General features: G+C 60.3%; 25 protein-coding genes. 3 read left to right on the top strand and 22 right to left on the bottom strand.

Annotation, left to right across the window (positions count from 1 at the left end; all coding sequences use genetic code 11):
• The first annotated feature begins 188 nt into the window (after positions 1 to 188).
• Positions 189 to 362 (top strand): hypothetical protein, encoded by a 174-nt coding sequence (locus GOB90_RS19075; RefSeq protein ID WP_242011729.1) that lies wholly within the window; start codon positions 189 to 191, stop codon positions 360 to 362.
• Between the two features lie 63 nt (positions 363 to 425).
• Positions 426 to 1,073, top strand: coding sequence for an MBL fold metallo-hydrolase (locus GOB90_RS01850; protein WP_242011728.1), 648 nt, complete (start codon positions 426 to 428; stop codon positions 1,071 to 1,073).
• 78 nt (positions 1,074 to 1,151) lie between these two features.
• Here the strand turns inward: GOB90_RS01850 and GOB90_RS01845 are convergent, their stop codons facing one another.
• The 6 genes from GOB90_RS01845 to proS form a co-directional block, all read right to left on the bottom strand.
• Entirely contained in the window at positions 1,152 to 1,631 is a 480-nt protein-coding gene (locus GOB90_RS01845; protein ID WP_146886854.1) for a hypothetical protein, read from the bottom strand.
• A gap of 49 nt (positions 1,632 to 1,680) precedes the next feature.
• Positions 1,681 to 2,259: a hypothetical protein gene (locus tag GOB90_RS01840; RefSeq protein WP_146886856.1), complete on the bottom strand. Its 579-nt coding sequence runs from the start codon at positions 2,257 to 2,259 to the stop codon at positions 1,681 to 1,683.
• Positions 2,260 to 2,485: 226 nt separating this feature from the next.
• On the bottom strand, positions 2,486 to 3,385 hold the full coding sequence (locus tag GOB90_RS01835) for a glucosamine inositolphosphorylceramide transferase family protein (protein ID WP_198912604.1): 900 nt from the start codon (positions 3,383 to 3,385) through the stop codon (positions 2,486 to 2,488).
• Positions 3,386 to 3,403: 18 nt separating this feature from the next.
• Complete coding sequence (locus GOB90_RS01830) at positions 3,404 to 4,096, bottom strand: ABC transporter ATP-binding protein (RefSeq protein WP_146886859.1); 693 nt, start codon at positions 4,094 to 4,096, stop codon at positions 3,404 to 3,406.
• A complete protein-coding gene (locus GOB90_RS01825; protein ID WP_146886861.1) occupies positions 4,089 to 5,336 on the bottom strand; it encodes a lipoprotein-releasing ABC transporter permease subunit in 1,248 nt (415 codons plus the stop codon). Before GOB90_RS01825 ends, GOB90_RS01830 begins: the two co-directional genes overlap by 8 nt.
• On the bottom strand, positions 5,336 to 6,652 hold the full coding sequence (gene proS / locus GOB90_RS01820) for a proline--tRNA ligase (RefSeq protein WP_146886864.1): 1,317 nt from the start codon (positions 6,650 to 6,652) through the stop codon (positions 5,336 to 5,338). Before proS ends, GOB90_RS01825 begins: the two co-directional genes overlap by 1 nt.
• On the opposite strand from proS, the gene GOB90_RS01815 reads away from it, so the two are divergent.
• The gene (locus GOB90_RS01815; protein ID WP_173571882.1) at positions 6,651 to 6,812 is read left to right on the top strand and encodes a hypothetical protein; all 162 of its coding nucleotides are present in this window, start codon (positions 6,651 to 6,653) and stop codon (positions 6,810 to 6,812) included. The genes proS and GOB90_RS01815 overlap by 2 nt on opposite strands.
• Before the next feature lie 152 nt (positions 6,813 to 6,964).
• On the opposite strand, the gene GOB90_RS01810 is transcribed toward GOB90_RS01815, so the two are convergent.
• The 16 genes from GOB90_RS01810 to GOB90_RS01735 all read right to left on the bottom strand — a co-directional run bounded on the left by GOB90_RS01810 (position 6,965) and on the right by GOB90_RS01735 (position 23,271).
• Positions 6,965 to 8,611 carry a ribonuclease J gene (locus tag GOB90_RS01810; protein WP_146886866.1) on the bottom strand — a complete coding sequence of 549 codons (1,647 nt, stop codon included), beginning with the start codon at positions 8,609 to 8,611 and terminating at the stop codon, positions 6,965 to 6,967.
• Between the two features lie 8 nt (positions 8,612 to 8,619).
• Positions 8,620 to 9,432 carry a type III pantothenate kinase gene (locus GOB90_RS01805; RefSeq protein ID WP_146886868.1) on the bottom strand — a complete coding sequence of 271 codons (813 nt, stop codon included), beginning with the start codon at positions 9,430 to 9,432 and terminating at the stop codon, positions 8,620 to 8,622.
• Positions 9,416 to 10,234, bottom strand: coding sequence for a biotin--[acetyl-CoA-carboxylase] ligase (locus GOB90_RS01800; protein WP_194300814.1), 819 nt, complete (start codon positions 10,232 to 10,234; stop codon positions 9,416 to 9,418). The genes GOB90_RS01805 and GOB90_RS01800 overlap by 17 nt, the downstream gene beginning before the upstream one ends.
• Positions 10,227 to 11,651 carry an NADH-quinone oxidoreductase subunit NuoN gene (gene nuoN, locus GOB90_RS01795; RefSeq protein WP_146886870.1) on the bottom strand — a complete coding sequence of 475 codons (1,425 nt, stop codon included), beginning with the start codon at positions 11,649 to 11,651 and terminating at the stop codon, positions 10,227 to 10,229. The genes GOB90_RS01800 and nuoN overlap by 8 nt, the downstream gene beginning before the upstream one ends.
• Before the next feature lie 46 nt (positions 11,652 to 11,697).
• Complete coding sequence (gene nuoL, locus GOB90_RS01790; RefSeq protein ID WP_146886873.1) at positions 11,698 to 13,641, bottom strand: NADH-quinone oxidoreductase subunit L; 1,944 nt, start codon at positions 13,639 to 13,641, stop codon at positions 11,698 to 11,700.
• 6 nt (positions 13,642 to 13,647) lie between these two features.
• Positions 13,648 to 13,971, bottom strand: a complete 324-nt coding sequence (gene nuoK, locus GOB90_RS01785; RefSeq protein WP_173571881.1) for an NADH-quinone oxidoreductase subunit NuoK — start codon at positions 13,969 to 13,971, stop codon at positions 13,648 to 13,650.
• Positions 13,968 to 14,702 carry an NADH-quinone oxidoreductase subunit J gene (locus GOB90_RS01780; RefSeq protein WP_173571880.1) on the bottom strand — a complete coding sequence of 245 codons (735 nt, stop codon included), beginning with the start codon at positions 14,700 to 14,702 and terminating at the stop codon, positions 13,968 to 13,970. Before GOB90_RS01780 ends, nuoK begins: the two co-directional genes overlap by 4 nt.
• 93 nt (positions 14,703 to 14,795) lie before the next feature.
• Entirely contained in the window at positions 14,796 to 15,284 is a 489-nt protein-coding gene (gene nuoI / locus GOB90_RS01775; protein WP_146886876.1) for an NADH-quinone oxidoreductase subunit NuoI, read from the bottom strand.
• Complete coding sequence (gene nuoH, locus GOB90_RS01770; RefSeq protein WP_146886878.1) at positions 15,284 to 16,306, bottom strand: NADH-quinone oxidoreductase subunit NuoH; 1,023 nt, start codon at positions 16,304 to 16,306, stop codon at positions 15,284 to 15,286. The genes nuoI and nuoH overlap by 1 nt, the downstream gene beginning before the upstream one ends.
• Positions 16,307 to 16,310: 4 nt before the next feature.
• Positions 16,311 to 18,347: an NADH-quinone oxidoreductase subunit NuoG gene (nuoG, locus tag GOB90_RS01765; RefSeq protein WP_146886881.1), complete on the bottom strand. Its 2,037-nt coding sequence runs from the start codon at positions 18,345 to 18,347 to the stop codon at positions 16,311 to 16,313.
• A 5-nt stretch (positions 18,348 to 18,352) separates the two neighbouring features.
• The gene (nuoF, locus tag GOB90_RS01760) at positions 18,353 to 19,684 is read right to left on the bottom strand and encodes an NADH-quinone oxidoreductase subunit NuoF (RefSeq protein ID WP_146886883.1); all 1,332 of its coding nucleotides are present in this window, start codon (positions 19,682 to 19,684) and stop codon (positions 18,353 to 18,355) included.
• Positions 19,678 to 20,331, bottom strand: coding sequence for a complex I 24 kDa subunit family protein (locus tag GOB90_RS01755; protein WP_146886886.1), 654 nt, complete (start codon positions 20,329 to 20,331; stop codon positions 19,678 to 19,680). Before GOB90_RS01755 ends, nuoF begins: the two co-directional genes overlap by 7 nt.
• Positions 20,328 to 21,605 carry an NADH-quinone oxidoreductase subunit D gene (locus tag GOB90_RS01750; protein WP_146886888.1) on the bottom strand — a complete coding sequence of 426 codons (1,278 nt, stop codon included), beginning with the start codon at positions 21,603 to 21,605 and terminating at the stop codon, positions 20,328 to 20,330. The genes GOB90_RS01755 and GOB90_RS01750 overlap by 4 nt, the downstream gene beginning before the upstream one ends.
• 13 nt (positions 21,606 to 21,618) lie before the next feature.
• Complete coding sequence (locus tag GOB90_RS01745) at positions 21,619 to 22,230, bottom strand: NADH-quinone oxidoreductase subunit C (protein ID WP_194300815.1); 612 nt, start codon at positions 22,228 to 22,230, stop codon at positions 21,619 to 21,621.
• Positions 22,231 to 22,273: 43 nt separating this feature from the next.
• On the bottom strand, positions 22,274 to 22,846 hold the full coding sequence (locus GOB90_RS01740; RefSeq protein ID WP_146886890.1) for a NuoB/complex I 20 kDa subunit family protein: 573 nt from the start codon (positions 22,844 to 22,846) through the stop codon (positions 22,274 to 22,276).
• Between the two features lie 47 nt (positions 22,847 to 22,893).
• A complete protein-coding gene (locus tag GOB90_RS01735) occupies positions 22,894 to 23,271 on the bottom strand; it encodes an NADH-quinone oxidoreductase subunit A (RefSeq protein ID WP_373322116.1) in 378 nt (125 codons plus the stop codon).
• Positions 23,272 to 23,582: the final 311 nt, after the last annotated feature.

Here is a 23,582-nt window from a genome sequence, read left to right as displayed (position 1 = left end):
GACGAAGATGGCTCCGCCGCAATCATCGCCGTGGCCTGGCTGTGTCCGGTGAAAGCGCCGTCATCCTGTGTCGGCCGGATAATCCTGGCGGTGGTAAAGATCCGTTCCGGAAACCCGGTTCTCAAACCATGAGCTTTTGTCAGCGTTTGACGTTATTCGAGCCTCGCGGCTGAACAGGGAGAACGATCATGGAAAATAGCCGGAGTCACGTCATTGGCGATGCCCGCATCGTAAAAATCCCGGATATGACGCTCGCAGCGCTTTCTCCGCGGCAGCTTCTTCCCGACTGGAACGATGGACCGGGCGCGCCGGGTCCTGGCTGGACGACACGCTGGATGCAACGCGGACTCACGCCATGCTGAGCGTTCACAACTGGCTGGTCGAGGATCGCGGTCGGAAAATCCTGATCGATACCGGGGCGGGAAATGACAAGGCGCGACCTGATGCGCCGTATTTCGATCATCTGCAGACCGCGTATCTGGAAAACCTGTCACAGGCCGGCGTTCAGCCGGAAGAGATCGACTTCAGTTCTGCTGACGCATCTTCATGTCGATCATGTCGGATGGAATACGCGCGAGCGGGATGGTGTACAGGTGCCGACGTTTCCGAATGCCCGTTATGTCTTCTCGCGCGAGGAATTCGAATTCTTCAGTAATCCGGCCAATAATACCGCACGCAACCGGACCAGCTTCGTGACGCGGGAGGACAGTGTTGACCCGATCATCAACGCGGGGCTTGCCGATCTGATCGAGGTAGACGGAACGGAAGTTCCTGAGGGCTTCTCGTTTCATGCCACACCGGGACATACACCGCATCATGCGTCTGTTGTGCTGCGCTCCGGAAATGAGCTGATCCTTTTTACCGGGGATGTCATGCATCATCCGGTTCAGGTCTCGTATCCTGAATGGAATTCCGTCTTCGATGCAGAACCGGAAACAGCTGTTACATCGCGCAAACGGGTTCTTGAGTATGCCCGCGCTAACAATGCGGTGTTGTTTACTTCACATTTCCCGATGACATCGGCGGGGCGGCTTCAGTCGGGCGAAGCGGGTGACGGCTGGTCTTTCCTTTAACCAGGGGCATCATACCCGCTTTTCAGGCTGACATACGGCGCGCCGGTGTTTTCTTCAGTGTCACCCGGGGCTGAAACTTCAGATGCCGCCGTAGATGGTGGTCCCACCGTCATCGGTCATGAATGTAATCACCGTTGTATGTCCGGCGACTGTGCTGACCGCGGGTGTCTGGCCGCCCGGATATTTTACCGCTGGCAGGGTCACGGTGAAGCCGCCAGAGGCAGGCTGCCGAAGGATCAGTGTCAGGCGCTGCAATGAACCTGATGTGCCGCCTGCCAGGGTCAGTTTCAGGGCTTCATTCGGGGTGACATCCCAGGTGGTGTCGCCCGAGGACGCAAATGCCAGTGTCAGCATGGCGCCAGGACTGGTCACGACATTGGAAGGCACGGTCGTGGTACTTCCGGACAAGCCGGAAAGGCTCGCCTGGGTCAGATAGCTCACGGTTGTGCCGGCGGCATTCCGGGCGGCGAACTCCCTCGGGTCGAGCCCCGTCTCCGGGAACGGAGCAATGAAGGCGGCGTACCAGCTGGCCAGAGATTCGGGAGTCTCGTTACCCATTAATATTAACTTCCATGATATATAAATACGATTTGAAAAATTTTTCGGATCAGCTGCTGCGTGAGATCGCCAGCAGACCTGAATTGACCCAGAGGGATGTTCCGTCACCCGGATCATCCTCTGGCAGGCTCTGCATCAGTTCCGACACCAGTGTGCTTAGCTGTGCGAGGGTAAGAGAACCGGAACTGCTGCTTCCGTCTGACGCAGGTGTCAGAACACCGTCTGTGAACATCAGTGGCTGACCGGCGATGATATCCGCGCCTCCGGCTGTTACGCCGAGAACGTCTCCGTCATCAAAGAAAGCCCGGGGCTCGATCAGAAGCGACAGGGCGGCGAGGGGCACTGTATATGTCTGGCCCAGGCTAAGGGATCTGGGGCGGACCGCCCATGTCGCCACCGGCGATTCATCTGGCGTTGTGCCAGAGTAGATCGCAATTCCCGTAATGAGGCCCCAGTCTTCCGTCGCCAGCCCGTAAATGTAGGAAGAGGAGGCCGCGACCGTCAGACAACCGTCACCGGGTGACGAGAAACTGACCGGCAGCCGCGCATAGCCGCCGGCGCTGACTTCATTGGCAATACTGGCCGGGCCACCGGCTACGAGCCCCATATAACCTGTAAAGAACGCCACGTCTGCTTCTCCTCACTGTGTTCCTTAACAGGGCGACGCACCCGGCTTTCGGCAATCCGTGAGCACACTATCTGTCCCCGACGGGGTGGCGCGATGAAGAAGAGCTGCGAAGTTATTTTTTCGAATGGGCAGTGCTTGTCGGGCTCTGCCCGAACCCGGCAGGGGCCGCCGGCCTTTGGCAGGTTTCAGGGTAAAGTCCTGAGAAAAGCAGCAACATTTAATACGATCAGAGCCGGCGCCGTTGCAGTGAGCGTTCGGCATCGAACAGATACCGGGCCGGAGACAGGCTGATGCGTTTCGCGTCAATCAGGGTGAGTGGCCCGACGCCGGAGAGTGTATGCAGGCCCTTTGTCCAGGGCGAGAGGGAGGTGGGGGCTGTGAGAGACCCGGTCACATGCGCCTGAAATCTGTCCGGCGCGAGATCTGTAATGGTCAGCAGCGAGACGGCGCCCCCATAAGTGCGGGTGCAGTCCTGCGTTGGCAGGACGATCCCGGCTTCCGTCACGACCGGCGTGCCGCCGGGCCGGGCGGAAGCCGCATTACGCCACAGGGGGTTGCCCGGATGCAGATGCCATGGGCCGGTCAGTTTTTCCGCCCATGCCGCGCACAGCACGGACTGCCGCTCCGCTTTGGTGCCGGGTGGCGAAAAGAACATCCACCACAACCCGTTATACCGAACGGGGGAGGCATCGATCGCGGCGACAGGAAATGACCAGTCCGCGACCGGTTCCCAGTGACCGGGAAAGGAAACGGCCCGGTAAAGCTGCAATGTTCCGGAATGCCAGGCTTCGGGAAGCATGAAGGTCTCGCCGTCATCTTCGATGATGACCGGATAGGACAGGTGCCAGGGCTGGCACAGCACTGTCTGGCGGCCTAGCGGATTGAGGCTGGCATCGAAGGCGAGATGGTCGATACGTCCCTGCCGGTCGCGATAATCGTAGACTTCCGCGAACAGATGCAGGACGCCGTTGCGCCAGAGTCCGAACGGATCGGCCAGAAAGCGAAAAGACCGCGTGTCGTTCAGCCAGGAGATCTGCTGCCCTTCCAGAGTCCCGGCGGCGATCAGCTTTTCCACAGGGGCATGTACTGCGGCGCAGCGCCACAGATCTGTGCGCATCAACGGCATTGCGCGGGGCTCCTTCCGTCAGAATTCGACCAGCATGCCGTCACGCAGGGTCACGACCCGGTCCATTCGCGAGGCCAGGTCATCATTATGGGTTGCAATCAGTGCGCCGAGACCGGTTCCCCGAACAACCCGCAGCAGTTCGTCAAAGACGACGGCAGCGGTTTTCACATCCAGATTTCCGGTTGGCTCATCCGCGAGTAACAGGGAGGGTTCATTGGCAAGAGCGCGGGCGATGGCCACGCGCTGCTGTTCGCCGCCGGAGAGTTTGCCCGGCAGGTGATCCAGTCTGTGGCCGAGGCCGAACAGATCGAGCAGATAGTCAGCCCGGGCACGCGCCGCGCGCCGTGACTGTTTCGCGATCATCTGCGGCAGCATCACATTCTCACGGGCCGTGAATTCACCGAGCAGATGATGAAACTGATAGACGAACCCGATCTCCGAGCAGCGGATCGCGGCGCGGTCGTTATCGGCCAGCCGCCCGGATTCACGCCCGGTGATTTCCACCGAACCGCCATCCGGCCGGTCCAGCAGACCGGCGATATGCAGAAGCGTTGACTTGCCGGTTCCGGACGGCGCGACAAGTGCCACGATTTCCCCTGCCTGTAATGAAAAACTGATATCGCGCAGGACATGCAGCGTCTCGTCGCCGCTCACATAGGAGCGCGCCACATCCCGCAGTTGCAGAACTGTTTCACCGGTTGCTTCAGCCATGACGCAGGGCCTCGACGGGGTCAGTCCGGGCTGCGCGCCATGACGGGTAAAGTGTGGCGAGAAGCGAAAGAACGAGTGCCATGAAGATCACTTCCAGAACCTGACTCCAGACGAGTTTCGCGGGCAGATGCTCCAGGTAATAGACTTCCGGGTTGAACAGGTTTGTTCCGGTCAGTTTTTGAAGGAACTGTCTGATCCGCTCGATATTCTCGCAGAAGACCACGCCAATCAGTGTGCCCAGGACCGTGCCTGTGACGCCGACGGAGGCGCCGCACATCAGGAAGATTCGCATGATGGCGCCCCGGGTGGCGCCGAGTGTGCGCAGCACGGCGATGTCGGCGGTTTTATCTTTGACCATCATGATAAGCGATGAGATCACGTTGAAGGCCGCGACGAGGATAATCAGCGTCAGAATCAGGAACATGACGTTCTGCTCGACCTGCACCGCGCCGAAAAACGCGTTGTTGCTGTTCGTCCAGTCGAGGACGCGGATACGCGGATCGCCGAGGGTTTTCTCAATCGCGCGTGTGACCGGCTGCACGTTTTCAGCATCCGTTGTCATGACGACGATCTGTGTAACGGCGGCTGGTTTCTGAAAATAGACCTGTGCCGCCGGCAGAGGCAGAAACACATAGCCGGAATTATAATCATTCATTCCGGCATCGAAGATTGCCACCACTCTGTAGGCCCGGACGCGCGGCATGGTTCCGAAGGCGGTGGCGGCGCCGTTCGGGGAAACGAGGGTGATTTTCGACCCGATCGCGAGCCCGGCGCGGTCGGCCAGGGTCGCGCCGACCGCGATTGCGTCGTCACCCTGAAAATCGTCGAGCGAACCGGCGATGATGGAAGAACTGACGGCTTTCAGGTCCTGGAGACCCTGGCGGGTCATGCCATGGACGATACCGCCCGCACTGTAGGCGCCGACACTGAGAAGGACCTGCCCTTCGAGCATCGGCGTCGCGCTGGTCACACCCGGCACTTTGCGAACTTTCGCGGCGATGTCATCGTAATCCGTGATCGAGCGGCTCATGCCATAGAGGGTGAGATCGCCGTTCAGTCCGAGGATGCGTCCCATCAGGTCGGACCGGAATCCGTTCATCACAGCCATGACGATGATAAGCGTCGCCACGCCGAGCGCGATGCCGGCAAGCGAGAAAATCGCGATGACCGAGACAAAACGCTCGCCTTTGCGCGCTCTCAGGTAGCGCCCGGCAACGGCACGCTCGAACGATCCGAACATCAGCGGTCGAGCACTTTCGCCAGGGCTTCGTCAACCGACAGCTCGAAACGCTCGCCTGTCGCGCGTCGCTTCAGCTCCACTTTGCCTTCTTTGGCGCCGCGCGGTCCGACGATGAGCTGCCAGGGGTGGCCCATCAGATCGGCGTCGGCGAATTTGGCGCCGGCGCGGTCTGTCCGGTCATCGTAGAGGAACTGCTCCGGCGCGGCGGCATAAAGCTGCTCACAGAACGCATCGCATGTTGCGTCCCCGGTTTTGAGGTTGATGATGACGGCTTTGAAGGGCGCCACACTGTCCGGCCAGATGATTCCGGCTTCGTCATGACAGGCCTCGATGATCGCGCCAACCAGACGGGAGACGCCGATGCCGTATGACCCCATCTCGGGACAGACGGGCGTGCTGTCCGGCCCGGCGACCGTGATGTCCATGGCTCTGGTGTATTTGGTTCCGAAATAGAAGATGTGCCCGACTTCGATTCCGCGGCCTTCGCGGCGGCGGGATTCGGGCACCTGGCTCCAGGCACCTTCTTCGTGCTTCTCATCGGTCGCGGCGTAATAGGATGTCAGGTTCGAAAAGAATTTGTCGAGCGAGGCGCTGTCGCTGATATCCACCGGGTCGCTCAGCCAGTCCAGCGTTTCCAGTTCGCCGTCGTAGAAGACGCCGCTCTCGCCGGTTGGGGCCAGGATCAGGAATTCGTGGCTCAGATCGCCGCCGATGGGGCCGGTATCGGCGACCATGGGGACGGCACGGACGCCGAGGCGCTGAAAGGTGCGGAGGTAGGCCAGCATCATGCGGCGGTAAGTATCGACGGCGGCCTCGTAGCTGATGTCGAAGCTGTAGGCATCCTTCATCAGGAATTCCCGGCCGCGCATCACGCCGAAGCGGGGACGCACTTCATCGCGGAACTTCCACTGGATATGGTAGAGAACCTGCGGCAGTTCTTTGTAGGATCTGATGCTCTGTCCGAAGAGATCGGTGATCATCTCCTCGTTGGTGGGGCCGTAGAGAAGATCCCGTTCGTGCCGGTCACGGATGCGGAGCATTTCCGGCCCGTAAGCGTCGTAGCGACCGGAGCGCTTCCACAGTTCCGCCGGTTGCAGCGTCGGCATCAGCACTTCCTGGCCACCGATGGCATCCTGCTCTTCGCGGACGATCTGTCCGATATGACGCAGCACCCGCAGTCCGGCCGGAAGCCACGCATAGATCCCGGAGGCCGTCTGACGGATCAGCCCGGCCCGCAGCATCAGTCTGTGCGAGGCGATCTGGGCCTCGGAAGGTGTTTCCCGAAGGGTAGGCAGAAAACTGCGTGACAGGCGCATGGTAACGATTCTCGTCCCTGAAAACGAACCGGCTGTGACCGGTCGGATGAAAACGTCCGGCTGCGTGTGTGGCGGCACGCAGGGCAATGGCGACGGTGCGTCCGGACTCAGACACCGCCTATCCCGCACGCTGATGTCGGATGCAAGCGTCATCCCGTGAGCCGGAACGCACACCGGCTTGTGATCACATCATTGCTTGCATTCTGAACAGGCGACGATAGATTTATCCAAAATAAGAATAACAAAAATACACAGAGTGATGATAAGCGGTGTTTCGGTTATCCGGAGCACCGCTTATCATTTTTGCTCTGCTCAGACGCGCAGGACGTGGACATCCACGAGCGGGCGCTTCTGAATTTTCCGTCCGAGCGCGCGGCGCAGAGCCGTTTTTGCCGCTTCCCGGAAAGACTGGTCATCCATTCTCAACTCATCGGGGATCTCGTCGATGGCGTTGGCGAATTCCTCACGCACGCGGATGTTTTCCGGTTCGTCCGAATCAAGCAGGCCAGGGGCACTGACTTTTGGCTCACCGATAACGTAGCCTTCGTCATCGACGGCAAAACTGGCGAGCACGATGCCGTTGAACAGCATCTTGCGGCGCGCGGCGAGAACGTCGCCGTTCATGGCCAGCAGTCTGTTGCCATCCACGGCCAGACGTCCTGTCGGGGCCGTATCGACGACCTCGACGACACCGGGCGCCAGGTTCAGGATGTCGCCATCTTCCAGCAGAATCGCCGGGATACCTTTTTCCTGAGCAAGTGCCGCGTGAGCGGTCAGATGACGCCACTCACCATGCGTGGGGACGGCGTATTGCGGCCGGATCAGTTCGTACATCGTTCGGACATCGTCGCCGGTGGCGTGGCCGGAGCAATGCACCATCGCGTCACGATCGGTCAGGACGGTGACGCCCCGGCGTGTCAGATTGTCCTGCACCTGCATGATCGCGCGCTCGTTGCCCGGGATCATGCGGCTGGAATAAATGACGGTGTCGCCTTCCCCCAGCGCCACGTTCGGGTGGACGTCCGATGCGATACGGGACAGGGCGGAGCGGGGTTCTCCCTGACTTCCGGTAATGATCATCACCACCTGGTCATCCGGCAGATTGTTCACGTCCTGCTCGGTCAGGAACGGCAGGACTCCGGACAGATAGCCACATTCACGGGCCGCGACATCGAGATTGCGGAGGGACCGGCCGACGAGGACAACCGTGCGCCCGGCGGCCTGGGCGGCCATGGCGATCGTCTCCACACGGGCGACGTTGGACGCAAAGCAGGTGACGGCGATACGGCCTTTGAGCGAGCCGATCAGCGCCGTCATGCCTTCGCGGACTTCGGCTTCGGAGCGCGACGGTCCCTGTGTCATCACGTTCGTGCTGTCGCCCACGAGGGCGAGAACGCCTTCATCGCCGATTTCCCGGAGGCGGTCGATGTCTGTTGGCGGGCCGACCAGCGGTGTCGGGTCGAGCTTCCAGTCGCCTGTATGGAGGATCAGCCCGTAAGGGGTCCGCAGGGCAAGCGCCTGCGCTTCCGGCACTGAATGGGTGACCGGAATGAACTCGATGTCGAAAGGACCGACATTGAACCGGCCGCCGCATTTGATCGTGTGGATTTTAACTTTCTGATCCAGCCGGGCCTCGCCCAGTTTGCGGCGCAGCACGACGCTGGCGAAAGGCGTTGCATAAACCGGGCACTGAAGCCGGGACCAGAGATGGGCGACCGCGCCTATGTGATCTTCATGCGCGTGGGTAATGACGAGACCCGCGAGTTTATCGCGCTGTTCCATAATGAATGTCGGATCAGGCGTGAGGATTTCGGCCTCGGGGGTGTCATTGCCCGAGAACCCGATGCCGCAGTCAATCGCGAGCCATGTATCGTCCAGCCTGTAAAGGTTGAGATTCATACCGATCTCGCCTGTTCCGCCGAGTGGCAGAAAGGCAAGACCGCCTTCTTTTTCTGTCATTCTTAATATTATCCTTCTGCTGAATGGTCTTTGTCATGGCTCAGATCAGGCTCGGGATTTCTGGCGGCCAGAAAGCGCAGTCCGTTGATCGTCAGTTGCGAGTCGATATGCTCGAAAACACCTGTTCCTTCTGAGAAGAGCGGAGCCAGACCGCCGGTCGCGAGCACCTTCATCGGCGCTCCGAATTCCCGTCTGATCCTCTCAACGATCCCCTCAACCAACCCTATATATCCCCAGAATACGCCCGACCGCATCGCCGCGTTCGTATTCTTTCCAATCACCAGCCCCCCTTCCGGGCGCCCCACACCAATACGCGGCAGCCTTGCCGCCGCACTGTGCAGGGCCTCGACCGAAAGATTAATGCCCGGCGCGATCACGCCGCCCTGGTAGCTTCCGTCTTCACCGACAACATCGAACGTGGTCGCCGTGCCGAAATCGATCACGATCAGTGGGCCGCCATACATCCGGTGCGCGGCCAGACCGTTGAGCAGCCGGTCGACCCCGACTTCTCCGGGGTTGTCGAGCGCGATTCTGAACCCCCAGTCAAGCCGGGGCGAGGCAATCAGCGGTTCGACGTCAAAATAACGCCTTGACAACTGCCTCAGATGATAAAGCGCAGCAGGCACCACGGTACCGATGACCGCATGCGTTACGTTCACCGCTGACAGCCCTTCGATTTCAAGCAGCGTTCTCAGCCACACGGCGTACTCGTCACACGTACGCTGTGTCTGCATCGAAATGCGCCATGAACCGCGCCATTTTTCACCGTCGTGGACAGCAAAAACGACGTTTGTATTGCCTGCGTCAACAACCAGAAGCACGACTGGCTTCCACCTTCTTCAACGGGAAATCACCATAAAAAATCTCACCGGTGACATATCGTCTGAGCTTCCCTTCATACTCAAGAAGCAGTTCCCCGCCTTCTCCGATGCCTCTGAACAAACCATGAGAATAGGTTTTTCCGTCGCTTACCACAAGGGCCGAGCCATCGGGCAGCGCTCGTGCGAGCCAGGCCTGCCGGATCGCGGGAAAGCCCTGCCGCAGAAAAACGCCTCTCCAGTACGTCAGCCGGTCCAGAATGCGGGTGGCGACGACGCGCGGATCGCAGAGGACGGCGAGCTCTGCGAGGCAAGCGAGAGACCGCCCTTCGACCCGGGGCGAGCGCACCAGATTGGCGCCAAACCCGATCACCACCTGTTCCGCCGGCGTGCCGTCGATTTCGACAAGCAGGCCGCCCAGCTTACGTCCGTCCAGCAATATGTCATTAGGCCACTTGATGCGTAAACGAGGGGACTGGATTCCGTTGGCCAGCCCGTCGTAAAACGCGACAGCCGCGATAAAGGCCCAGGCCCCGCCGGTCTCCCGCTCCGCCTGCTCCGGCTTCAGCAGAACCGAAAGGGCCAGGCTGTCGCCGGGGTCTGCCCAGATGCGCCCCCGGCTGCCGCGCGCCCGCGTCTGGCTGAGGGCCAGCACGGCGAGCCCGTCGCCTTCGCCGGCCCGGCCTCTTTCGATGCAGGTATCAGACGTGGATGGCAGCTCATCATGACATTCGAAACGCCACGGCGACGGAGTCGGCTGGCCTGTTCCGGCGGCCTCTGCCGGAATCGGGCCGGCGCTAACCAATGAGTGCCCGGGCCGCAGCCTGAGCCGCCGCGCTGATGGGTCCGAGACCGATCAGAAAAAGGACTGTGGCAAGCCCCATTGCAATCGACACGAAAGAGACCGACGGGGCCGGACGATCGAACGGCACGGCGGGCGCGTCGAAATACGCCACCTTGACCAGGCGCAGATAATAGAAGGCGCCGACGACCGCGGACACGGCACCAACCGCGACCAGCGGATAGAGCCCGGCGTGCCAGGCGGCTGCAAACACCATGAACTTGCCGAAGAAGCCGGCCAGCGGCGGGGCGCCGATCATACTGAACATGCAGATTGCCAGGATCAGAGCCAGGCCCGGATTGTTCCGGCCCAGCCCGGCGAGATCGGAAATCTCGGTGACTTCGTGCCCGCGACGGCGCATCGCCGCGATAACGCCGAAGGTACCGGCATTCATGACCAGGTAAGCGGCGAGATAAACCAGCGTGCCTGTCGTGCCGGCGGGAGACGCGGCGGCCAGCCCCATCATCGCGTAGCCCATGTGACCGATGGAGGAATAAGCCATCAGGCGTTTGATATTGTGCTGTGGGATAGCCGCGAACGAACCGAACAGCATCGACAGCGCCGCGATGACTTCGATCAGCATCTGCCAGCGCGGGGACATGGCGCCAAACGGGCCGCTCATCACACGCAGAATCAGAGCGAATGCCGCGAATTTCGGGGCGCCGGCCATGTAAGCCGTCACAGGGGTCGGGGCGCCCTGATAAACGTCCGGGGTCCACATATGGAACGGCACGGCGGACAGTTTGAACGCCAGACCGACGATGATGAACACTGTGCCGATGACCAGGCCGAGCGGCACGATGCCGGTTCCGTTAATCTCCGCAGCGATCGGCGCGTATTCCATTGTTCCGGCATAGCCGTAAACCAGTGACATGCCGTAAAGCAGCAACCCGGAGGCCAGCGATCCGAGAATAAAATACTTCAGTCCGGCTTCCGCCGCGCCGAGGCGATCCCGCTCGATCGCGCAGAGAATGTAGATCGACAGGGAGGACAGTTCGAGCCCGACGAACAGGGTCATCAGATTAACGGAAGAGGCCATGACCATCGTGCCAAGCGTAGAGAACAGCACCAGGACCGGCATCTCGAAGGGTAATTTGCGCTGGCCATCCGAATATCCGATGGAAAGGGCTATTGCCGCAGCCCCGCCGATGATGGCCAGCAGCTTGATGAACCTTGAAAAGGCATCGACGACGAACAGGCCATTATAGGCGATGCCGTCCGGCGCTCCCACGACCAGAAAGCCGGTCACTACGAATGCACCGATGCTGAGCATCGCACACGGAAGGAAGGCTTCGTCTTTTTTCTGCAGAACACCGGCCGAAAGAATGACGAGCGCGCAGATGGCCAGCACCAGCTCCGGCAGACCGAGTAACCAGTTCATCGCCTGTTCTCCATGGCGCCGACACCAAAGTTTTTCTGAAAATCTGTCATTGGAAGAACACCACCGTCGTCACCAGAACCACGAGGCCGACCAGCATTGTCAGGGCATAGACAGCGATTGAGCCGGTTTGCGTGCGCGTGGCGACCACGGCGCTGCCCCAGGTGACACGGGCCAGCTCGACAGGGATTTTCTCAACGACGCCTTCATCGACGCCTTTCCACAGCGCGCGTGCGATCGCGCGGTACGGGCGGACAAAGATGTGGTCATAGAGCTCGTCGAAATACCATTTATTGAGCAGAAAGAGGTAAGCCGGGCGGAATGAAGCCGCGAGGGAAGCGGGCAGTTCCGGGCGGGCGATATACAGGAAATACGCCACGCCGATGCCGAGCAGGCCGACGATGCTCGGCATGAGGCCGATCATCGTCGGCACATCTTCGAGCGATGCCATCACTGTGTTTCCGGGTGCGTTGAAAATCGCGCCACCCCAGAAAGCGGCCTGTTTACCGCCGATATAGAGGGGCGCCAGGACCAGACCGGCGAGGACGGCACCGATTGACAGCAGCACGACCGGCACAAGCATGACCGGCGGACTTTCATGCGCGCCTTCATGCAGATGCATGTCGCGCGGCTGGCCGTGGAACACGAGGAAGATCAGGCGCCAGCTGTAAAGGGCCGTGATGAAGGCCGTGATCGTGCCCATGATCCAGCCATAGGTGCCGATGCTGCTGTGCGAAACCCAGGCCGCGTTCAGGATCGCATCTTTCGACCAGTATCCGGCGAAGGGAAACACGCCGGCGAGTGCGAGACTGCCGATCCACATCATCGCGTAGGTGACGGGGATTTTTTTCCACAGCCCGCCCATGCGGAACATATTCTGCTCATCGTGTACGGCGTGGATGACGCAGCCCGCGCCGAGAAACAGCAGCGCCTTGAAGAACGCATGCGTCGTCAGATGGAAAGCCGCCGCCTGATAGGCGCCGACGCCGATGGCCATGAACATGTAGCCGAGCTGCGAGCAGGTTGAGTAAGCGATCGTGCGTTTGATGTCGGGCTGCACCAGCCCTACTGTGGCGGCGAAGAAACAGGTCGTTGCGCCGATCAGGACGATAAAAATCCGCGTATCGGGGGCGAATTCCACCAGGGGCGACATGCGCGCCATCAGGAATACGCCGGCGGTCACCATGGTTGCGGCGTGGATCAGCGCGGAAACGGGCGTCGGACCCTCCATGGCGTCCGGCAGCCAGGTGTGCAGGAAGAGCTGCGCCGACTTGCCCATTGCCCCGATGAAGAGGAGCGTGGCGATGATTTCAAGCATCGAATGGGTCGAGCCGAAGAGCTGGTAGCCTGTCTGGATCTGGTCGGGGACCATGGCGAAAATATCGTCGTACTGAACGGTGCCGAAGGTTACGAAGATCAGGCCGATTCCGACTAGGAAGAACAGGTCGGCGATGCGGTTGACGACAAAGGCCTTGATCGCCGCAGCTGTCGCGGCAGGCTTGTTATACCAGTAGCCGATCAGCAGATAACTCGCGAGACCAACGCCTTCCCAGCCGAAGAAGAGCTGGATCAGGTCGTTGGACGAGACCAGCATCAGCATCGCGAAGGTGAAGAGCGACAGGTAGGAGAAGAACCGGTAACGCGGCATGGCGTCATGCGCCATGTAGCCGAGGCTGTAGATGTGGACGAGGAGAGACACGGTCAGCACCATCGCCGTCATCGTCACCGACAGCGTATCAAACCGGAGCGCCCAGTTTGCATGGAACGAGCCGGCATCAACCCAGTGGGCCAGAAGCGCGACGCCGGGCATGCCGCCCGTCGTCATGCCACCGATAAGGGCGCCGTAGCTGCACAGGGTGGCCACACCCATGAAGAAAATGGTAATCGTCTGCGCCGGGCCGTCGCCGATGCGCCGCCCGGTCAGTCCGGCGATGGCCGCGCCGCCCAGCGGGGCGAGGATGGCTATCGCGAAGAGAATCAGTGCCGCCTGCATATCCGCTCAGCCCTTCATCGTCGCAACGTCCTCGACCTGGATCGAGCCACGGTTGCGGAAATAGACAGTGAGGATGGCGAGCCCGATTGCGGCTTCGGCTGCCGCAATGGTCAGCGTGAACAGGACCATCACCTGTCCGGAGAGATCGCCGAGCGCTCCGGAGAACGCCACGAAATTGAGGTTCGCGGAGAGCAGGATCAGCTCCATCGACATCATGATGATGATGATGTTTTTCCGGTTGAGAAAAATCCCGAACACACCCAGCACCAGAAGTGCCGCGCTGACGGTCAGAAAGGGTCCGAGCCCGATCTGGGCGATCGCGGAATTCATTCCGGCTCTCCTTTCCCGGTTTCGGATACCTGGCTGTCGGATGACGGGATGCCGTATGAACCGGGAACGGCGGTGTCATAATAAGAGCCCGGCGGACGCAGGAAACCGCCGTTGGAGTTTGTGCCGTTGCCGAGTGGCAGGTCGAGCATCTCCAGCGTATCGGCGCGCATCCGTTCGTGCTGTCTGGTAATGATCTGACGGCGGCCGGTTGGTTTCTCGCGAAGGGTCAGCGTGATCGCGCCGATCATGGCAACGAGCAGGATCAGGCCGCAAAGCTGAAACAGCAGGATATAATGAGTATAGATCAGGGTGCCCAGGGCGGCGGTGTTGGTCATCGGACCGCCGGGTTCGCCCAGCCCGCCGGTCACCGGTGCCGGCATGACCGGCGACGTGACCCAGTGCAGGCCGGCCATCACCAGTTCCGCGAACAGGATACAGCCGACGGCGGCGCCGAACGGGGCGTACCGCTGAAGTCCTTCCCGCATTTTCGTGAAGTCGATATCAAGCATCATCACGACGAACAGGAACAGCACCGCGACTGCGCCGACATAAACGATGACCAGAATCATCGCGAGGAACTCGGCACCGGCAACCAGGAAGAGCCCCGCGGCATTGAAGAAGCCGAGGATCAGGAACAGGACCGAGTGAACCGGGTTGCGCGCGCTGATGACCATGGCGGCCGAAGCAACGAGCACGGCAGAGAAGACGTAGAAAACCAGCTGAATCATCATCCCGGCTCTCCTCCGTGAGGAAGGGCCGACCCCCTCCGGACAGCAGTTATGGAAAATTCCGGGCAGAGAGGATCTGTCATGAGGAGCGCTCGCTCAGCGGTAGGGCGCATCGAGTTCGAGCCTCCGCGCCAGAACACTTTCCCAGCGATCGCCGTTGGAGAGAAGCTTGTCCTTGTCGTACATCAGCTCCTCGCGCGTCTCGGTCGCGAACTCGTAGTTCGGTCCTTCGACAATGGCATCGACCGGGCAGGCCTCTTCGCAGAGGCCGCAATAGATGCATTTCGTCATGTCGATGTCATAGCGCGTCGTGCGGCGAGATCCGTCGTCGCGCGGTTCGGCTTCGATCGTGATGGCCTCCGCCGGGCAGGCTGCTTCGCACAGCTTGCAGGCGATGCAGCGCTCTTCACCATTCGGATAGCGCCGCAGGGCATGTTCTCCACGAAAGCGCGGTGACAGAGGACTTTTTTCATAAGGGTAGTTGAGGGTCACTTTCGGCCTGAACATCGTCCTGAATGTCGCGGCCATGCCGGAGACGATTTCGGTCAGCAGAAATGCCTTTAATGCGCGATCCATGCCGGCCATCAGCTTACTCCCTGCGGCAACAGTCCGGTCGCAAGCAGGAATCCTGCCGTCGCGATCATCCACAGCAGCGAGACGGGGAGGAAGACTTTCCAGCCCAGCCGCATGAGCTGGTCGTAGCGATAACGGGGGAAGGTTGCGCGCGTCCAGATAAAGACAAAAAGACAGAAAAGAATTTTGGCGATCAGCCAGAGCGGGCCGGGAATCCACGTAAAGGGTGCGATTCCGAGTGGTGGAAGCCAGCCGCCCAGAAAGAGGATGCTGACCATGCCGGACATGAGGATCATGTTGGCATATTCGCCAAGGAAGAAGAGCCCGAAGGACAGCGAGGAATATTCGACGAAGAAGCCCGCCACCAGTTCGCTCTCGCCTTCCGGCAGATCGAACGGCGCCCGGTTCGTCTCGGCCAGCGCCGAGATGAAGAAGACTATGAACATCGGGAACATCGGCACGCAGAACCAGATATGCCGTTGCGCGAGGATGATGTCGTTGAGGTTCAGGCTGCCGACGGCGAGCAGCACCGAGACGATGACCAGGCCGATGGAGACTTCATATGAGACCATCTGCGCCGCGGACCGGAGACCGCCCAGGAATGCGTATTTCGAGTTCGAGGCCCAGCCGGCGATCAGCATGCCGTAGACGCCCAGAGACGAGATCGCCAGCAGGTAGAGGATGCCGACATTGATATTCGCCACCGCGAGGCCGTTTCCTGTCGGAATCACGGCCCAGGCCATCATTGCCAGCGAGAAGGTCAGGAACGGCGCGAAGAGAAACAGAAACCTGCTGGCGCCCGACGGGATGATCGTCTCTTTCGTGATCATCTTGATGGCGTCGGCAAAGGCCTGAAGGAGGCCGAAGATGCCGTTCACGTTCGGGCCGCGACGCATCTGCATCGCCGCCATGACCTTGCGTTCCATCAGCGTCAGGTAAGCGACCGCAATCAGCAGCGGCACGAGGACCGCAAGCGCCTCGAGAACGATCAGGATGACGTGGCCGATCAGCGTATCGAAGAAAAAATGCGCCACGCTCTTACTCCGCCGCTATAGCCGTGTGCGGTGCATGGACACGCGCACATTCAATCATCGTCGGACTGGCCCGGCTGATCGGATTTGTCAGGTAATATCCCTGTGTAAGCGGAACAAACGGTCGTGTATCGAGCCCGCCCCGTGTGTTCGCACCTTCGGCCCGGACCGGCACGGCGTCGCGGCCCAGGCGCAGATGTCCGCGCAGATCTTCCAGCGTGTCATAGGGGAGCGTATGGCCGAGAACTTCCGAGATCGCACGCAGAATCCGCCAGTCCTCACGCGCCTCGCCGGGCGGGAACACTGCCTGGAAACTCTGCTGAACGCGTCCTTCCGTATTGACCCATGTGCCGGGTTTTTCCGTGTAAGCGGCGCCCGGCAGAATCACATCGGCGCGGGCGGCACCGGCGTCGCCATGATGGCCCTGGTAGATCACGAAGGTCTCGGGGCCTATGGCATGCACCGGGAATTCATCCGCTCCGAGCAGCCACATTATATCGACGCCGCCGCTCAGCATGCCGCGCACGCTGCGGCCGCCGGGCCTGGGCACAAAGCCGAGATCCAGCCCGGCCACGCGTGAGGCTGCCGTATGCAGAATGTTCAGGCCGTTCCAGCCTTCGACCACCGCGCCCACGGCCTCCGCCAGTTGCACACAAAGCGCGAACACTTCGGTGGCGTCTTCACGCGCAAGCGCTTCCTGCCCGATGATGATCATCGGTTTTTTCGCGGTCTTCAGGATCTCAGTGAAGGCATGTGAGCCGCCGGTAAGATCACGGAGCGCGCCCGGCCCGTCGCCGAGGCTTTCATAAGCCCAGGTCGGGTTGATCCCGACGTTGCCGATCACGCCGATCGGGAAGCCGCCGCGTCCCGCTGAGAGATAGCGTTTGCGGATACGCGCGTTCAGCACCGGCGCGTCATGTCGCGGATCGGCGCCGATCACCAGCAGCGCGTCGGCTTCGTCGATGCCGGCGATACCGCTGGCGAACACGTAGCGCGATCTGTCGGACATATCGTACTGCGCGCCGTCCTGGCGGCAGTCGAGGTTCGGGGAGCCCAAAGCCAGCATCAGGTCACGCAGAGCCATGATGCTTTCGGCTTCGCAGAGATCGCCGACGATGGCGCCGATCCGCGATCCCGGCACGCCGTCGAGGCGTCGCGCGATCGCGACAAACGCGTCCTGCCAGGACACCGGCTGGAGTTTGCCATGTACGCGCACCCATGGGCGATCAAGGCGGCGGCGCTTCAGGCCATCGACCGAAAAACGGCCTTTATCCGACAGCCATTCTTCGTTGATATCGTCATTAACCCGGGGAACGATCCGCTTGACCTCGCCGCCGCGCGCCTGGATCTGGATATTCGTGCCGAGCGCATCCACGACGTCGATGGCATCTGTTTTCTTCATTTCCCACGGCCGCGCCTGAAACGCTCCCGGCCTGGAAGTGAGGGCGCCGACGGGGCAGATGTCGATCAGATTTCCGGACAGTTCGGAGGTGAGCGCCTTTTCGACATAGGTGGTGATTTCCATGTTTTCGCCACGCGACACGGCGCCGAGTTCCGGGGTGCCGGCGACTTCGGTGCAGAATCTGACGCAGCGGGTACACTGGATGCACCGGGTCATCACCGTCTTGACCAGGGGACCGAGATTTTTGTCGGTTACGGCTCGTTTTTCTTCATGATAACGGGAAATGCCCGAACCATAGCCGTATGCCTGATCCTGAAGATCGCACTCGCCACCCTGGTCACAGATCGGGCAGTCGAGCGGGTGATTGATCAGGAGGAATTCCATCACCGCACGCCGGGCTTTTCGGACAACCTCCGTATCTGTCAGGATCTGCATCCCTTCGGCGACGGGAAAGCCGCAGGATGCGACCGGCTTAGGCGCGCGGACAACCTGCACGAGGCACATTCGGCAGTTTCCCGCCACTGACAGGCGTTCATGGAAACAGAAGCGCGGGATTTCCTTGCCGGCGGCTTCGCAGGCCTGAAGCGCGGAAGAGCCGGCGGGGACATCAACCGGAATGCCGTCGACGATCACGTTGACCATCCGTCTTACTCCGCCGCCAGGGTTACAACAGGTGTGCCGGCGGGCACCTGAATCTGCACGCCACCGTGCTGCCGCTTATAGGTCTGAATCCGCTCTTCCATGACCGGCCGGAAATGACGGATCAGCCCCTGAATCGGCCAGGCCGCCGCGTCGCCAAGAGCGCAGATCGTATGGCCTTCGACCTGACGGGTGACCTGTTCGAGCATGTCGATTTCCTCGATCTCGGCCCGTCCTTCGACCATGCGGTTCATCACCCGCATCATCCAGCCCGTGCCTTCACGGCAGGGCGTGCACTGTCCGCAGCTTTCATGTTTGAAAAACTGTGAGAACCGGGCAATGGCTTTAATGATGTCAGTGGATTTATCCATGACGATCATGCAGGCTGTGCCCAGCCCGGACCGCTCGGCGCGCAGGCTGTCGTAATCCATGAGGACGGTTTCGCAGATGTCTTTCGGAAGCAGGGGCACTGAGCAGCCGCCGGGGATGACGGCGAGAAGATTATCCCATCCGCCGCGCACGCCGCCGCCGTGTTTCTCGATGATTTCTTTCAGGGGAACGCCAAGCTCTTCCTCGAAAACACAGGGCGTATTCACATGGCCTGAGATGGCCATGAGCTTCGATCCGGTATTATTCGGGCGCCCGAGACCGGCAAACCATGCGCCACCGCGACGAAGAATTGTCGATGCGACCGCGATGCTTTCAACATTGTTCACCGTCGTCGGGCAACCGTACAGACCGGCGCCGGCCGGGAATGGCGGCTTCATACGGGGCTGGCCTTTTTTACCTTCCAGACTTTCGAGCAGGGCGGTTTCTTCGCCGCAGATATACGCCCCTGCTCCGCGATGAATGTAGAAATCGAAATCCCACCCGGTTCCTGCTGCATTTTTCCCGAGAAGGCCGGCTTCGTAGGCTTCATCGACAGCGAACTGGAGATGCCGTGCTTCGTTATAAAATTCGCCACGGACATAGATGTAGGCGGCATGCGCGCCCATCGCGAAAGATGCGATCAGCGCACTCTCGATCAGCTTATGCGGCTCGTGCCGGAGAATTTCGCGATCCTTGCAGGTGCCTGGCTCGGATTCATCGCCATTAATCACGAGATAGCGCGGCAATGGCCCGTCGCCTTTCGGCATGAAAGACCATTTCAGACCGGTCGGGAATCCCGCCCCGCCCCGTCCACGCAGGCTGGACGATTTCATTTCCGCAACGATGCCATCCCGACCTTTTTCCAGGATCGCTTTTGTATCGTTCCAGTCGCCGCGCATACGGGCACCGGCAAGACGCCAGTCATTCTGACCGTAGAGATTGGTGAATATCCGGTCTTTATCGTTCAGCATGACCGCTCTCCCTGAGCCGAAGCAGGATCTTCGTGCGCCGCCTCAAGCAGAACTTTCCGGCCTCCCTGAGGGGCGGATCCCAGCCGGTCGATCGTCGGTCCGGACTCGGGTTTTTCGCCCCGACGGAGTGCCTCGATCAGCGCCTCGGTGCGCGGACCGTCGAGATCTTCGTAATAATCATCATCGACCTGCAGGATCGGCGCATTGGCACAGGCCCCCAGACACTCAACTTCGCTCAGCGTGAACAGACCGTCCGCGCTGGTCTCGCCAAAATGCTTTACACCTGTTGCTTTTTTACAGGCGGCCACGACATCGTCCGATCCGCGCAGCCAGCAGGATGTCGTGGTGCAGGCCTGAAGATGATACCGGCCGATCGGCTTTGTGTTGAACATGAAATAGAAAGTTGCGACTTCGTAGACGCGGATCGGCGCGATTTCCAGCCGTTCCGCGATCCGGTCCATTGCCACCACCGGCACCCAGGCGCTTCCGGTCTGCCGGCCCATCTGTTTCTGCGCGACATAAAGCAGTGGAAGCGATCCGCTTGCTTTTCGTTCCGGCGGATATTTCACGAGGATTTTTGTAATCTCGGCTTCGCTGATCTCGTCGAATTCAAAGTGCCCGGGCTGTTCGCGATTCACGTCGCTCATCTGTCCACCTCACCAAACACAAGATCCAGCGATCCGATAATTGCGACGGTATCTGCCAGCATTGTCCGCCGGGACAATTCGTCAATCGCCTGCAGATGAGAGAACCCTGTCGGCCGGATCTTGCAGCGATACGGCCGGTTGCTTCCATCCGCGACGAGATACACGCCGAACTCTCCCTTCGGGGTCTCCACAGCGGTGTATGTCGCGCCGGGCGGCACGTGATACCCCTCGGTAAACAACTTGAAGTGATGGATCAGGGCTTCCATCGACCGCTTCATGACGGCACGTGGCGGCGCGGAGAATTTCGGGTCCTGGATTTTAACCGGACCCGGTTGAATCTGTTCCAGACCCTGCGTGATGATTTTTACACTTTCGCGCATCTCGGCAACGCGCACGAGGTAGCGGTCGTAGCAGTCACCATGACGCGCGACAGGCACGTTGAAGGTGACCTTGTCGTAGTTATCATAAGGCTGCGAGCGACGGAGATCCCAGGGCACGCCGGAGCCACGCAGGCAGGGTCCGCTGAAGCCCCAGGCCAGCGCCTGCTCGCTGGTGAAAACACCGATGCCGACCGTGCGCTGTTTCCATATCCGGTTTTCCGTCAGCAGGCTTTCCAGATCGTCGATCCATGCCGGAAATTCTTCGGCCCAGTTCGAAATCCGCTCTTCGAGACCGGCCGGCAGATCGCGCGCGACACCGCCCGGGCGAAAGTAATTGGCATGGAACCGGGCGCCGGACGCTGCTTCGTGAAATTCGATGAGTTTCTCGCGCTCTTCATAACCCCACAGGGCGGGCGTGACCGCGCCGCAATCCAGTCCCATCGCAGTCAGGTTAAGGATGTGATTCAGGATGCGTGTGATCTCGGCGAAGATGACCCTGATCCACTTTGCGCGGTCGGGTGCCTCGATCCCGAGGAGCTTTTCCGTTGCCAGTGCAAAGGCATGCTCCTCGCACATCGGAGAGACGTAATCGAGACGGTCAAAATACGGCAGGGCCTTCTGATACGTCTTATACTCGATCAGCTTTTCCGTACCGCGATGCAGCAATCCGATATGCGGCACGGCGCGCGCCACGACCTCGCCTTCCATCTCCAGCACGAGACGGAGCACACCATGCGCGGAGGGATGCTGCGGGCCGAAGTTCAGTGCGTGGCTGTCGATTTCAACGGTCCGCCGCTCCGCCTGATCCGCAACGCCTTCAGGCAGAAGAGCTTCCGGAAGGGCGCCTTCACCGAGGAGTTCGGTCTCAAGATTCTGGCTGATAGTCTGTGTCATGAGAAAGCTCCTGTCACTTCAGCTTCTGCATGATCTGACGCAGTTCGTGCGCCCGCTCATCACCCGGCAGGGTCAGAACCCCTTCCCAGGGAGAAACAAAATCGAAATCACGAAAATCCTGGGTCAGCGATACCGGCTCCCGCACGATCTGTCGCCGTTCGGGGTCGTAGCGCACCTCGACATAGCCGGTTAGCGGGAAGTCTTTCCGCAGCGGATGGCCTTCAAAACCGTAATCCGTGAGGATACGGCGCAGATCAGGCTGTCCTGAAAACAAGACGCCAAACAGATCGTAACATTCACGCTCCCACCAGGTGGCGCATGGCCAGAGCGTATGCACGGACGGAACGGGCGTCAGTTCATCGGTTGTGACGATCACTCTGATCCGGTGATTGTGACTGACGGAGAGCAGATTATAGACGACGTCAAACCGGTTTTCGCGCTGCGGGAAATCCACGCCGCAGAGATCCATCAGCTGTTCGCAGCGAAAGCGCGGATCGTCGCGGAGCAGCGCCATCAGCGGAATCAGACGCTCAAGCTCCGCGCGGACCACGAGTTCTCCGCCCTCCAGCGCTGCGGATGCGATGCCCGGCAGCGACGTGGACAGTACAAATGCCAGAGAAGGCAGACCGGTGGATGCGCGGGCACCCACGCTGACCGGGACCTGACCGTCAACCACGCAGAATCGTCCCTGTCCGGCGAATTTTCTTCTGAAGCAGCATGATGCCGTAGATCAGCGCCTCTGCTGTTGGCGGGCACCCGGGGACGTAGACATCGACCGGGACTACGCGATCACAGCCGCGTACCACGGAATAGGAGTAATGATAGTAGCCGCCGCCATTGGCGCAGGACCCCATGGAGATCACCCAGCGAGGCTCGGCCATCTGATCGTAAACGCGCCGGAGTGCAGGCGCCATCTTGTTGGTGAGGGTGCCGGCGACGATCATCACATCCGACTGCCGCGGAGAGCCTCGCGGAATGACGCCCATACGATCCAGATCGTAGCGCGGCATGTAGGCGTGGATCATCTCCACCGCACAGCATGCCAGGCCGAACGACATCGGCCAGAGACTTCCCGTACGTCCCCAGTTCACCAGCTTGTCGAGACTTGCGACGACGAAGCCCTTTTCGCTGATCTCGCCGGTAATGCCGCGGACAATCGCGTCCTGCTCCGGACCGGGAGGAACCGCATCGCGGTTCCAGACGACGTTTTCTGTCGATCCGCCTGTAACGTCACTGCTCACTGCGCGCACCCCTCATTTACTGTCAGACTAAAAGCCGGTCAGCTCTGTCAATCCCAGTCGAGCGCACCCTTACGCCACTCATAAAGAAACCCGATACCGAGCACACCGAGGAAGGCCATCATTGAAAAGAAGCCGAACGCGCCAATGCGCGAGAGACTGATCGCCCACGGAAACAGAAACGCGACTTCCAGATCGAAAATGATGAACAGGATGGACACGAGGTAAAACCGCACATCAAAGCGGCGTCGGGCATCGTCGAATGCTTCAAATCCACATTCATAGGCGGACAGTTTTTCTGCATATGGCTTCTGATGCCCGCAGATCAGGGAGGCTCCGAGCATGGCGCCTGCGATCACAACGGACAGGGCACCGAAAATAAGAACCGGAAGGTAATCATAAATAACCGGATGCAAGATCGCCCCCATATGCTTCTGTCACGCGCGTCTGCTGCTGTGACGACAGGGCTGAAACTATGCCCGGCAGCTTCCTGTGGCCAGAGGCCGATCCGACGATATCAGGAACTTTCCCGTGAACCGGAACGCCGTGTCATGAATGCCGGGAGATGTGCGATCAACACAAATTCGAGACAACGTTCCGCAGCGCGTGAGAGCGGCAGAAGAACTGTTTGCACGGGTTGCCTTCTGCACAGAGAATTTTTGAAAAACCGGTTTCCTGATAAGACAAAAGCCGCAATGACTTTCGTCAGGGTCATACAGACCGGAAAATGGTACTGATT

Origin of the sequence: Acetobacter oeni (genome assembly GCF_011516825.1) — a bacterium.
Classification (GTDB): domain Bacteria; phylum Pseudomonadota; class Alphaproteobacteria; order Acetobacterales; family Acetobacteraceae; genus Acetobacter; species Acetobacter oeni.
The sequence above is the reverse complement of the archived record's forward strand: the minus strand, read 5'-3'. Positions and strand labels throughout refer to the sequence as shown.